This is a genomic window from Candidatus Photobacterium acropomis, assembly GCF_030685555.1.
GTDB classification, from domain to species: domain Bacteria; phylum Pseudomonadota; class Gammaproteobacteria; order Enterobacterales; family Vibrionaceae; genus Photobacterium; species Photobacterium lucens.
Genome location: NZ_CP131608.1, coordinates 1087746 through 1100695 on the forward strand (window position 1 = coordinate 1087746; position 12950 = coordinate 1100695).

Sequence of the window (12950 nt, forward strand, 5' to 3'; positions counted from 1 at the left end):
TCACTTAAAGTTTGTAGTTAATCTTGATGGTGCCTGTTTCTTGAGTTGGTGCTAAAACATGGCTAGCTTCGCTTTCACCTAAAGAGAGTTTTTGACGCAGATAGTTACGACCACCGTGCTCACGAACCACTTCAACATAGAAGGTGTAATCCCCTTGCTCTACACGATAACCTTTATCGTCTAAGCCATCCCAAGAGAATCGGTATTCACCAACAGGGCGAGTCGCAGAGGTAACGGCATCAACCAGTTCACGATCGTAACGACCAACTTTTCGCCACCAGCTACGTAAATCTTTTAGCCACTCATCTTTACCTACCCACAGTTGCATAGTGCGAACAGGCTTACGTTGACTATCTTCAATCCACACCGCAACGTAAGGGCGTGCATACATGGAGGTTTCAATACTCGGTAAAGTCAACTCAACATCTAATTTGGCTGACTCTGGTAAAGGCTTTGCAAATACCGTTGATAATGGCGCCAACAGTAACGTTGCCAGTAAGGTCTTTTTCATTTTATTTTTAATGGTCATCGTTAACCTGTTAAATACTAAGGAACAAAAGCAAGATAAATGAGTGCTGTGATGATTGAGCCAACGCCCATCCACTTCATTGAAGTGATCAGTGTTTTCTTCTTCGGTAACAATAAACACACACCTGTTAAAACAAAGAAAATCATTAATACTGCAGTAATATCGATAAACCACTTCCACACTTCACCACTATTTCGCCCTTTATGAAGATCATTTAAAACCGCAATGATCCCGTAATGGGTGCTTTCAATCGTGGCTTCTGCAGTCGTCATCTCGATGAAAACAGTGGCGTTATAACCAGGACCTTTGTAATCGAACGAGATCTCCCCTTCGATGAGTTCGTTACCATCAAGATCAGTAAACACTTCCACTTCAGAAGGTGTACCACTCACATTTGCATGCTGAGATAAGTAATCGAGCAACGCTTTTGTATTGGGTACAAAATCGCCTTGCGGAGAAGAAAACAGTTCAGTAGGTAGAGTCAGTTGTTGCTCTGTAATGTTCGGAGAATCAGAGACAAACACTTCAGGACGGTTAAGCGTAATACCTGTAATTGCGAAGAACAAAACGACTAATAACAGTGCCATTGAAATGTAAATGTGCAGGCGACGAGCCCACAGTTGAACGCTTTTATGCTTTAACATTGTTGCCAAAGAAACTAACTACCGACTGAGAATGGATGTAAATTTAATTGATAATCGTTCTTATTGGCATTTAATTTACATTGTTTACGTTGGTGACTAGATCGTAAAGAAGGAAGGATAATTCAAACAGCAAAATTAAGGCTAAGTAACTAATTTTAATTAAAAAAGTCAGCAAAACATGACGTTTACACTGACTTTTAACTTCACGTGTTACCATTTACATTCAAAACATATTAATGCTGTGAAAGCCGATAGCAAAAACATAAATCCATAATCGGAGCATAAATAGTAAGACGAACATTCCCTTATTCCACATGTAACAAATCAACTGAGTTGATCTTATTGTTCAATATCAAGCACATGATAACTCATGGCTAAGTAATAAATAATCCTACTTATTGCTATATCTAACCATGATCTAAATTATAAAACAGCACAGTAACATGCTGTTTTATAATTTCTATTAGCGAAGCACATAACTTTCTACAATAACGGAAACAAAAAATAAACTAGCTTATATTTAATTATATTAGTCATTCTCTATAAAGAGACTTAAACAATAATAGACGATTCACAAGATTTTGTATTTTTAATGATATCGATATCCAAACAATAAATGGCTCAGTGATTTCAATGCTCGATATAAGCGCATTTTACATGCACTAATAGTAATACATAAAATATCACTGATTTCTAAAAGCGTAAGATCTTGATAGAACCTAAGATCAATGATCTCTTGCTCTTTAAATGGTAAATCACTGACTACTGAGCCAACATCTATTTCGTGTTCAACATTCATCGAATGAACATTTGTTGCTGGTTCTAAAGTATCAATTGAAATATTACCCCTCATATATTTCATATTAGTTCTTAAATATGAATAACATACATTATCAGCTATCTTATATATCCAGGTTTTAAACACACCATTGTGGTAATATTTAGGCAGCCCTTGATAAATTTTCAACAACACATCTTGCAGTACATCATCAATACTTTCTTTATCTTTTATTTTATATAAACATCGCGAATACAATGCTGACCAATAAGGCTTCATCAATAAAGAGAAAACCTCATTTCTTTTTAAATAGTTATGTTGAAATTGATATATTAGTTCATTTTCATCCATTAGATCGTTATTTAATATCGTCATCTTCACATCCATATAATGATTTTATTTTTTCAATGACAAAAAAGTGATAGTTTTTTATTACTCTATTTACTATATGCAAAAAAAAACACATGCTTGTCTTATAAAAAAGAAAGCATGTGTTTTTATTGCTAAGCGGTTGATTTACTATTTCAGACGGTAAGTCACACCAAAGTTGACAGTAGTATCAACATCATCATTTCGATTGGTACTTGGATCTGCTGGGTTGTAATCAATATTATCTTCAGTTTTCGATACCCCAGCCGACAACGACAAACTGATCGAATTAGATACATAGTAACGGAAAGTAGAGCGCAGCGAATTAGTCATGAGATCTTCTGTTTTATCGCTAGCTGCATAGGTTAATAACCATGTATTTTCCCAATCGATATTGTCACGAAGCTCATAAGTTAACGACATCGTGTTTGATGCATTAAAGCCATTATCACCATCATCCAAAATAGCCGTTAAGATCGCTTCATTAGAAAATTGGGTTTGGTTATTGATTGGATAATGATATTCAGCACCCACTTCTAGCGCTGGCTTTGTATCAGAACCATCATAGTTCGTTAATACAGCACCAACACCAGCGCGAACTAACCAACCATATTTACGAGTAGAAATTCGCTCATTAACTAAGACATCGTAAGATTTGATCGCCCCTCTTGCTCCAAGGTTATCACCTAATGCCTTACCAATATCTTCAACCCAATATTCCGCATAATCCGCAGAGCCATATCGACTACGATAAGCTGGCTCTTTAGCAATCACTTGAGCAACATTCTGGTATGTTTCACGAGAGACGTTACCACGTAGTAAACCACGCTCTTGCAATGCCTGAACCACGCGGATCGCCTTTGCCATTGGGGTTGCATTCACCACACGACCATAGCCCAAACCAACAGTTAACTTGGTGAATGGGTCAACCATATCGGTTTGTGCACCCACTTCAGCTTTGCCGTACCAGAAAAAATCATTCACCGTTGGGGCAAAATACATATCATTGGTTAATGACGCTAATGCTTGATAGGTTTCTTTACGTTCATCATTGGCGTTGGGTCCTTGGCTAATAGTACCGTCGCCAGTAAAATCAATGCGAGTATTGCGATTTGCAGATGAGAATACGCGATCATAATTGGCGCTCATCACCGCGTTATAACTGGTTTGATCTTGATTACCACTACGTAAATCAAATTGAGCATCTAAATAAGCATCTTCATAAGCCGATGTGGCTTCTTCATAATCAAACATGCTAACAGTATCAGCATAAGAAACTGACGATACCAGCATACCAACCGCAGCGGAAACCGCAGTGATTGTTGATTTCATGATACTACTCCTCTAATTGTTATATTGTTTTTATGCCTTTTCAGTCCTTGATAAACCTCGACTGTATTTACACAAACGCCATAGCAATAAGAAAAGTCACAGCAAAATTTAATTAATTTTCCATATCTCAAATATAAGAAAGGCGAGCACAGTGGCTCGCCTCTTTAACTTACTCAAAACAGATAATTATGCTTATGAATGATTAACTGGTTTCTTCCATTTTGCGCATTTGCGATAAGTATTTTACCCAGCTAGATGCCGCTGCTGATGCTTTAATGTTATTCGCTTGTTTGGCATGAATAATTGCATTGTCGAAATCATTCAACTTGTAATACGCACGTACTTTTGCCAATTCAACATCAGCCTGTTTATCTTTACGTTTTACTTTATTTAATTCCGTTAACGCTTTTTGATAATGGCCTTCTTGCAATAACAACTGTGCTAACTGCCAACGGTACTTGTTATTACGCTGAGCTGCTTTTCGCCATACATTAATCGCTGACTGCCACTCTCTTGCCATTTGCCAATAGTTCGCTTGCTCTACCAACAATTGTGTATTGCTATCAGCACCATCAAGCTCAGCAATTTGTTTTGCGGCACGCTCGGGAATACCACGTTGAGCATAAAGCTGAGCTAAACGATGTAAGTCTTGCTGTGTTAACGCCACACCTTGGTATTTTGCTAACTTCAATGTACTTAATGCTTCATCTGACTTTCCAGCTCTGATCTGAATATTTGCCAGCTGTTGCCACCAGTTCAGCTTAGTCGGCTCTAACGCAATTAACCGATTTAAGGTTGATGTCGCCCCGCTCCATTGCTTTAACTGCAATTGCGCACCAAGTTTAATTGATAGCGGCGACATTTCGTCTTTACGGTTATAACCATCGTAACGCTTCATCGCCGTTAGCACTTTAGACCATTGGCTTAATTGATAATGGGATTGCGCAATACGAAGCCATAGCTCGTATCCCTTTTGATTTTTAGGAATACGTTTTGTGAGCTGGTAATAATGTGGTAATGCTTGGCTGTACTTTTGCTCTGATAACAAAATATCGGCCAACATACGTTCAGTGACCCAAGCCTGATCGTCTTGCAATAAGCCACTTTTTACTGCTTGAGTTAGGTTACTGATTGCCTTGGCGCTATTACCTTGTTGCCAATAAAACACCCCAAGCATACGTTGAACAAACGCTTTGTCATAAGCTTGGGTTGGCTTTAACGACACCAATAAAGCAATCGCCTGATCGACTTTATTATCTAACTGTAAGTTATTGGCACGTTGTACTTTTACCGCGATTGGCTGAGACAATTGCCCAACCGCGTAAGCACTCGATAACGGTAAACTTGTCGCAACAGTTAAAGCAATTATAAATGCTAGTTTCTTCATCATTGATTCAACTTAAACTCTATACGTGCGGTTTGACCATACTGCGCCACAGCTGTGCCGTTTTGCTCTTGAGGTTGGTATTTCCATTTACGCAACGCACGGATCGCTTCTTTATTAAACAGACGACTTGGCTTAGCCTCCACCACGCTAATATCTATTGGGCGACCTTGCGGATCAATAGTGAATTTCAACACCACATAGCCTTCTTTACCCTGCTTTAAAGCACGAGGTGGATAGCGAGGCTCTACTCGATATAACGGCATTGCTTGCTGGCTTAGCCCTACACTCGGCTCACCAACAACAGCTGCAGCACTACTAAAATCACTAAACTTCGGCATATTAATCGCAATGCCTGTCACTGCGGTGTCTAAACCTAAGCTATTAACAGAAGCAACAGGCTGAACACTTGCTGTTGCCATTTTAGACATAGAAGGCTTTGCTTCTGGCGGTGGCTCCGGTGTTTCAGGTGGCGGTGGTGCAACTCGCTGACGACGTTGCGGTGCTTGTTCTTGCTCCACCATCACCATATTGAAAGCCAAAGGCTCTTTATTATCCGGCGCTTTATGATTTCCGTTATCCACCATCCACGCTATGAAAGTAAACAAACCTAACGCAACCGCAATGGCGAGTGGCAATGCCATTAATAAACGGATCATTAGTTTTTCTCCGCCGCCAATGCGATATTCTTAATGCCCGCGCCTTTCGCTGCATCCATTACCTTCACAACCGTACCATTGTAAGCATGCTCATCAGCTTGGATCACCAATGATGCATCGGGTTGTTCCGTTAACATGTGCTCTAATGTTGCTTGTACACGTTCCACATCAACAACGCGCTTATCAATATAAACATCGTTAGCAGAGGTAATGGCAACAAAAATACCGGCATCTTTTTGGCTTACCACATGGCTTGCTTGAGGACGATTAACTTCAACACCTGATTCGCGCACAAATGAGCTAGTAACAATAAAGAAGATCAGCATGATGAATACAATGTCGAGCATCGACGTTAAATCAATTTGGGCATCTTCACGGTTTGAAGAACGACGACCGAGTCTCATTGCTGACTCCTTAATAATTTTTCCAATTTAAGCTCACGCATCTGACAAGCTTTAGATAAACGTGCATGAACAAACATACCCGCCAATGCAGCTACCATACCCGCCATCGTCGGCAAGGTAGCTAATGAAATACCAGAGGCCATTAATTTAGGCTGGCTACTGCCTTGGGTTGCCATCACATCAAACACAGAAATCATGCCAGTTACCGTACCAAGTAAACCCAACATCGGGCAGATAGCAACTAACACTTTAATGAAATTAAGATTATGATTTAAAGCAATTTTCGCTTCGTTAAGCCAACCATCACGAATGGCACAAGCATGCCATGATTCATGATCTTGTCGTGCCATCCATTGGCTTAACCATTGATTTTTTTGTTTAGGAAAATAGAAAAACAAATAAATCACACGTTCAATCACCAGTAGCCAACACAGCACCACAACCGCTGCAAGCCACCATAATATGGCGCCACCTTGCGCCATAAAATGTGAAAGCGAGAACCACCAGCTTTGTAAAATGCTGATATCCATTATGCGGCCTGTCCTGCAACTACGGGTTTATTGTTCGCTTTTTTCGCATCATTCTTTTCTGCTTGCTCAGCGACTAAGCTAATACCTTGTTTTTCAAGGATTGAACGAATGTTTTCTGCCTGTGTGCTTAGTACGTTATGAGCAAGCAATAATGGCATAGCTGCAATCAAACCAAGAACAGTTGTAACCAATGCCATTGAAATACCACCGGCCATTACTTTTGGATCGCCGTTACCAAACTGAGTGATCACTTGGAACGTTTCGATCATACCTGTCACTGTACCTAATAAACCAAGCATTGGTGCTAGTGCAGCAAATAGTTTCAGCATAGATAAGCCTTTCTCTAGCCCCTGTTGCTCATCAACAATGGCTTCAAGTAAACGCAACTCTAGTGCTTCTACGCTACGATTTTGTTCTTTATTATAAACAGCCAGAACGCGGCCTAACGGGTTGTTACCCACTTGGTCTGGATTTTTAAGCTGTTTCTTAATTTGTTGCTTGATCGTTGCCAGTTTCACACCACGGAAAATGGCGATACCCGCACCAATAGCCAGTAGTAACAGAATAATTTTACCAACAACACCACCAGCTGTTAGGCGTTCTTCCAACGTTGGTGCATTAGCTAATTGATCCAGCATCACACCACGAGAAGGATCAAGTGCGATACTCTCTTTACCTTCTGCTGCAATATTAGCTAAATCCGCTAATTGTGGGCCATTTTCAGGTTGCTGCTGATAAGCCATTGCAATATGACGCGCACCATCCCATTTTAAATAGCCTTGCTGTGCCACTAAACCCAGCGCACCTAAACGTAATGCATCTTCAGTCGATTGCTCACCGTCACCATTAATAAATGGTACTTTTACTTTAGCCAACTCACCGCTTGCAATGATTTGTGCTTCCATTGCTTGCCATAAGCCGTTTAGCTGTGTCATTGAAGGCAGTGCTTTGGCATCAACAATTTGATTGACCAAAGGTACATATTGAGTGACATCAACACCAGTGACAGCGTAACCTTGTTCAGCTTTCAGATCTTTAGCCGTTTGACGAACAACACCAAAAAGCTCACCTAAACTGCCAGAGTCCAGTTGTAGCTGTTGTTCTAACTTTGCTAATTCTGCTTCATTCTTACTAAAGCTTTGGCTTAGGGTTTCAGTTTGCTGCTTTAACGCATTACGTTGTGCCAATAGTGCATCACGTTCACTGCGAATTTTTTGTGTCGATTGATTAAAGCCCGCTTCACGCTGTGCATTATGCTGTTGCTGAGCAACGTTTTCTTGTTTTGCTTGTTGTACTACAGATTCTGCCGATGCAGTAAATGGCACAGATGCCATACATAGTGCGATGGCTAACGCTTTTAATTTCATTATTTGCTCTCCACGTTAGCGACAGTTGCTGAAACAGGTAAACGTAATAGACTTGGTGCAACTTGGTTATTTGCCATTTCAAACGCTTTATTGATGTTTTCAGCTTCACTGCTATCAAGCGCTTGCCATTGTTTAGTCTGGCTATTCCAACTCCAGTAGTGCGAACCATTTAAGCTACGCGCTACAAATGCCATGCGACCTAAGTACAACAAATCAGCTTCAATGGTTTTACCATCAGCAAGCGCGATCTTGTCTTGGTAAGTGCCTAGCTTAGTGCCGTAGTCCATTTCAATTTGGTAGGCTTCAAGAATACGACGAAACTTCTCTGCATCACTGATATCAGCTTGAGACATCATGCTCTGTAGCTTTTCGATACGTGCTAGACGTTGCTCGTGCTTGATAGGTTTATCTTGTTCAACAATCGTCGATAAGCCATCAATCATCTGATACATCAAAGGAACAACACCTTGGCGAGTCTCTTTGATGTTGGCGATTTGCTCATGAATAGACGTGATTTCTTGGGTTTGATTATCCACCATACGTGCAAGGTGATCGTGGTACACCTGAAGGTTCTTTAATTCTTCTTGAAGTTGCTCAATTTCAGCTTTCATCGCAATAGAAGCATCAGCATTACGATCAATCTTGTCTTGGCTAACTGCCGATGCAGCATTGGTTTTGTTTTCAATCGAACGTGCTGTATCAAGACTGCTTGCCTGTACCCCAGTTGTTACACTCAAAATAACAACCGCTAAACTGGTTTTAATAAAATTCATAATCAAACTTAGTAATGAGTAATCTTTAAATGCAAAAAATAAAAAAGAGTTTTAAAAATAAAAAGTTAAAGATTATAACTGATAATAACTTTGCCAATAATACTTAATCGTAACAAAGGGGAAGCCATGACTTCCCCTTTCATTACAGGTTTACAAATTAGTATTTGAACTCAACGGTTGCCATAAAGTTACGACCTTCGCCAAGTGTTACGCCTGTTGCGCCAACATAGTCTTTGCTTGTTGAACCGCCACCAGCCATGTAGTCAGTATCAAATACGTTCTCTACGTTAATACGACCAATGATATCTAAGTTAGCATCGTACTTGTATGTGTGCGCCACACCTAAATCAACACGAGTGTAACCATCTTTCTTAAAGGTATTTGCTGCATCACCATAACGTGAACCTTCATAAATCACACCAAGGTTAACATCAGTTGCAGGTGTTACGTTGTAAGTAGACCAAACACTTGCTGCAAATTCTGGTACATCCGCAGGACGATTGCCTTGGTATTTCTGATCTTTAGTGTATTCAGCATCAAGGTACATTGCAGATGCGCTCATGCTTAGCTTATCAGTCACATTACCTTGTAAAGCAAGTTCTGCACCATTGTGAACACGCTCGCCCGCTTGGGTTTTCTTATACAGATTCTTACCCACTTCAACGTCAATGGTTGAATTCTCTTGCGTGATGTTAAATACCGCCCCCGATACGAACAGACGATTATCTAGCAGTTCCCACTTAGTACCAAGCTCATATTGCTTACCACGTAGTGGATCAAGTTGTTCACCATCGTTCACGTAGTTTTTAGAACCAGATGATACTGTACCTTGAGGTTCAAAGCTTTCAGAGTACGCTAAGTAAATCGAGCCGTTTTCAGCAGGATGGAAAATCGCTGCTACTTTTGGTGAAACTGCTTCTTCTGCCGCTTTGCCTTCTTGCGTTTGACGATCAAAACGTACGCCAGCTAACACCTGCCAGTAATCGTTAATCGTCACCATGTCTTGTGCATAGAAGCCCCAAGCATCATAAGACGAGTTAGATACTTTTGGCTTACCTGCCTTAAAGGTTGGCACTGGTGTTGATTGGTTTGGTGCTACTTCTACAGAGTTAAATGAACGTTGGAAACGATCGTAGCTGTAACCTAGCCAGTTAGAGCCCACTAATAGCTGATGCTGCATACCTAGTGCATCAAACTCACCAACGAAATCTGCGTAAGCGGTTTTAAATTTCCAGTTATCATGACGATCATTACCGCCTTGCTTCACTAAACCTGATTCTTCAAAGTTTGCAAAGTTCGGGTAACTTTCCACATCATGACGTTTAAAATCTTGGTAGTTAAAGCCCGTATTTAATGCCCACACATCGGTTAGCTGAGCTTTAACATCAAAGCCGTAGTTTTCAACTTCGTTATTAATTTTTGACCACTGTGCATCCCACACATGATCACGACCTAATACAGGCTTACCATCAACAATGTAAGCACCTGAATCTACATTACCTTTATCATTTGTGCGATCGTAATGCAGTGACAATGTCACGTCATCGTTAATATCGTAATCAACAAATAGACCACCAACAAAACGATCCGTTGAAGGTGTAGAACCATCGCCGTATTTACGCCATGAGTCGTAATCTTCTTTTGCAACAACAGCACGTGCACGTAGTGTTTCATCTTGGTTTAATGAACCACTTACATCTAACACGCTACGAGTATGATTATTTGAGCCAACATCTTGGCTAAAGTTTACTTGGGTTTCGTGAGTGGGTTTCTTTGCAACCATGTTAACTAGGCCACCCGGTGCAGATTTACCGTAAAGTAGACCAGCAGGACCTTTCATTACTTCAACACGCTCTAATAGCTCTACAGGCTGACGGTAGTGTGACCAGTGTTGGTGACCATCACGTAGGAAACCACTGCTGCTACCTAGTTCAAAACCACGAAGCGAGAAACGCTCACGGTTACGACCAGTACCACCAGCTGAAATACTTGCATCATTCTGTAACACCTCACCCAGCGTACTTGCACGCTGTTCATCGATAAGTTGTTCATCAATCACTGCAACTTGCCCAGGAGTCTCTAATTGAGTCATCTCCATACGCATCGCTGTTGAGTTAGTATCTGCCTTGTAACCATAGTCACGACCTGTTACCACCATGTGCTCATCCGCTTCCGTGGTTTGAGCATAAGTAACAGGTGCAGCAAGTACAGCACCAATTAACAGCGTCAGCTGGCTTTTAGAAAACATATTCCTTTAACTCCAAATAAACGTATAACCGAAAATAAACGCCATATTTGATTTGCTGCTATCCCCTGCGTTAGCTAGTACAAGGTAATGTTTTTAATAATATCGAGAGCAAATCATGGCCTGCTGCTGATAAGTAAAAATACGCTTACCAGCAACAAGAAAGGAATATAAGTGATAATTATTACCATTTGCATTAAATTTACATTCTTTGCATTCGTAAAGATTTTGTCGGTGTTTGTAAAGATATGCAAAGATGAACTTGGTGAATTTATCGCCACAACAACGAAGAACAAGCCATTTATCCGTATTCAATACTGTTTTTAACGAAGACATTTGTAATTAACAGTCGTATAATCTGCCCGTTTTTTTTCATTTCGCGGTATTTAATGTGACTCAACTAAGTCTTGAAGCTATTCACCAACAACTCAATGAACGCAACTTTATTGCTGAAAAAGTCCGTATTGTGACAGTAGAGGCAATGGATCCAGAAGTGCTAGCAACATGTACTACTACAGAAGATGAAACCTTCTATAACAGCTACATGAATGTGATTTATTGTAAAGGTGAGCGTTACGTTCTTGGCTATCGTTGTAATGAAGAAACTATCGTAGACCAAGCGATCATTTTCAAAGATGGCAAATACTACGATCCAACATTACAGGCAAACAGTGAAAACTTTGAACCGTACCAGTACGCTGTACTAGCAGAGTTTAAAGTCTTCGACATGATGAAACATGCCAAAACAAACAAAGATTTCCCGCCTGATGTGGATTACTTATTTACAAAGAAAAAGCATTTTAAGAACGTAATTAAAGCGTAATCTTTTCAAAAAGCCGACCTAGTGTCGGTTTTTTATTATCTATAACTCAGTGAATAGATTGAGTTCAGCCATTACCAACGTAAAATGAATCTAAGGATGACTAACACTAAGGATAGATGTGCCATGAACTTACAACTCAGCTCGCTTTCGCCAACTCAAATCTACCACTTGATGACCCAAACTATTATCCCGCGCCCTATCGCATGGGTACTGACAGATTCTGGTGAGCACAACTATAACCTTGCCCCTTTTTCCTATTTCACCCCAGTTGCGAGCAATCCACCTCTATTAATGTTCTCTGTGGGTAAAAAGCCAAATGGTGAAATCAAAGACACAACCCGTAATGTCATCGCAAATAAAAAGCTGGTGGTTCATATCGCAAACATTTCACTGGCGGATCAAGTAACTCAAACCGCAGCAACATTAGATCATGGTGAATCTGAAGTTGAACAATCAAACCTCGCCTTAGTGCCTTTTGATGACTTTGATTTACCAAGACTTAAAGATTGCCCTATCGCCTTTGGTTGCAGTTTGTATGAAGTGCAAGAGATTGGCGAAACGCCACAAAGCCTGATCTTCGCTGAAATTGAACAGGTTTACATTGATGATACTGTGATTAATAGCGAACAAGAACGCCTAGTCATTGATGCTTTAAAAGTAAATCCACTTTCACGTTTAGGCGGCAGTGAATACGCGGTATTAGAAAAGACCTTTTCAGTGGCAAGGCCGAAGTAAGGTTCAAATTTACTTACTCCAAGATCAAAAAAGCCTAGAGCAATACTCTAGGCTTTCAATTCTGTGTACATATCTACATTACTTGTAGAATGCTTCCACTTTACCTTTTAGCGTGATTAGCATTGGCTGGCCACGACGGTCTAGTGCTTTAGGTGAAGGGATTTTTACCCAACCTTCGCTGATGCAGTACTCATCAACATCAAAACGCTCTTTGCCGTTTAGACGAATGCCGATGTCGTAGTTAAAACATTCTGCAACGTGGTGTGGGCTGCGAGGGTTACCTGAAAGACGATCTGGTAATGCTGGTTGTGATGTAGTATCTGTCATGATCAAATTCTATCGTTAGTAAAAAACGCCGCCATTGTAGAGAATTTCATT

At 40.4% G+C, this 12950-nt stretch carries 14 protein-coding genes; 2 read left to right on the forward strand and 12 right to left on the reverse strand.

The genetic code is table 11. The features are described from left to right. Positions 1–4: 4 nt before the first annotated feature. From Q7657_RS04895 to Q7657_RS04945, 11 genes are all read right to left on the reverse strand, one after another. Positions 5–529, reverse strand: coding sequence for a DUF2271 domain-containing protein (locus Q7657_RS04895; RefSeq protein WP_107165836.1), 525 nt, complete (start codon positions 527–529; stop codon positions 5–7). 17 nt (positions 530–546) lie between these two features. Further along, the gene (locus Q7657_RS04900) at positions 547–1173 is read right to left on the reverse strand and encodes a PepSY-associated TM helix domain-containing protein (RefSeq protein WP_107165837.1); all 627 of its coding nucleotides are present in this window, start codon (positions 1171–1173) and stop codon (positions 547–549) included. A gap of 589 nt (positions 1174–1762) precedes the next feature. Continuing rightward, complete coding sequence (locus Q7657_RS04905; RefSeq protein ID WP_053989131.1) at positions 1763–2326, reverse strand: RNA polymerase sigma factor; 564 nt, start codon at positions 2324–2326, stop codon at positions 1763–1765. A 144-nt stretch (positions 2327–2470) separates the two neighbouring features. After that, entirely contained in the window at positions 2471–3652 is a 1182-nt protein-coding gene (locus Q7657_RS04910; RefSeq protein ID WP_107165838.1) for a DUF481 domain-containing protein, read from the reverse strand. Between the two features lie 202 nt (positions 3653–3854). Next, positions 3855–5039 carry a tetratricopeptide repeat protein gene (locus Q7657_RS04915; protein ID WP_107165931.1) on the reverse strand — a complete coding sequence of 395 codons (1185 nt, stop codon included), beginning with the start codon at positions 5037–5039 and terminating at the stop codon, positions 3855–3857. Continuing rightward, positions 5039–5695 carry an energy transducer TonB gene (locus Q7657_RS04920; protein WP_107165839.1) on the reverse strand — a complete coding sequence of 219 codons (657 nt, stop codon included), beginning with the start codon at positions 5693–5695 and terminating at the stop codon, positions 5039–5041. Before Q7657_RS04920 ends, Q7657_RS04915 begins: the two co-directional genes overlap by 1 nt. Then, positions 5695–6099, reverse strand: coding sequence for an ExbD/TolR family protein (locus Q7657_RS04925; RefSeq protein WP_008989397.1), 405 nt, complete (start codon positions 6097–6099; stop codon positions 5695–5697). Before Q7657_RS04925 ends, Q7657_RS04920 begins: the two co-directional genes overlap by 1 nt. Next, complete coding sequence (locus Q7657_RS04930; RefSeq protein ID WP_023934383.1) at positions 6096–6629, reverse strand: MotA/TolQ/ExbB proton channel family protein; 534 nt, start codon at positions 6627–6629, stop codon at positions 6096–6098. Before Q7657_RS04930 ends, Q7657_RS04925 begins: the two co-directional genes overlap by 4 nt. Further along, positions 6629–7996, reverse strand: coding sequence for a MotA/TolQ/ExbB proton channel family protein (locus Q7657_RS04935; protein WP_107165840.1), 1368 nt, complete (start codon positions 7994–7996; stop codon positions 6629–6631). The genes Q7657_RS04930 and Q7657_RS04935 overlap by 1 nt, the downstream gene beginning before the upstream one ends. Continuing rightward, complete coding sequence (locus Q7657_RS04940) at positions 7996–8769, reverse strand: DUF3450 domain-containing protein (RefSeq protein WP_107165841.1); 774 nt, start codon at positions 8767–8769, stop codon at positions 7996–7998. The genes Q7657_RS04935 and Q7657_RS04940 overlap by 1 nt, the downstream gene beginning before the upstream one ends. A 157-nt stretch (positions 8770–8926) precedes the next feature. Continuing rightward, positions 8927–11017 (reverse strand): TonB-dependent siderophore receptor, encoded by a 2091-nt coding sequence (locus Q7657_RS04945; RefSeq protein ID WP_107165842.1) that lies wholly within the window; start codon positions 11015–11017, stop codon positions 8927–8929. Positions 11018–11405: 388 nt separating this feature from the next. Here Q7657_RS04945 and Q7657_RS04950 point away from each other — a divergent pair, with 388 nt between their 5' ends. Then, positions 11406–11837 (forward strand): hypothetical protein, encoded by a 432-nt coding sequence (locus tag Q7657_RS04950; protein WP_008989402.1) that lies wholly within the window; start codon positions 11406–11408, stop codon positions 11835–11837. 123 nt (positions 11838–11960) lie between these two features. After that, a complete protein-coding gene (locus tag Q7657_RS04955) occupies positions 11961–12572 on the forward strand; it encodes a flavin reductase family protein (RefSeq protein ID WP_107165843.1) in 612 nt (203 codons plus the stop codon). 78 nt (positions 12573–12650) lie between these two features. Here Q7657_RS04955 and Q7657_RS04960 read toward each other — a convergent pair whose 3' ends face one another. Next, on the reverse strand, positions 12651–12899 hold the full coding sequence (locus Q7657_RS04960) for a DUF3297 family protein (protein WP_008989404.1): 249 nt from the start codon (positions 12897–12899) through the stop codon (positions 12651–12653). Positions 12900–12950 lie beyond the last annotated feature (51 nt).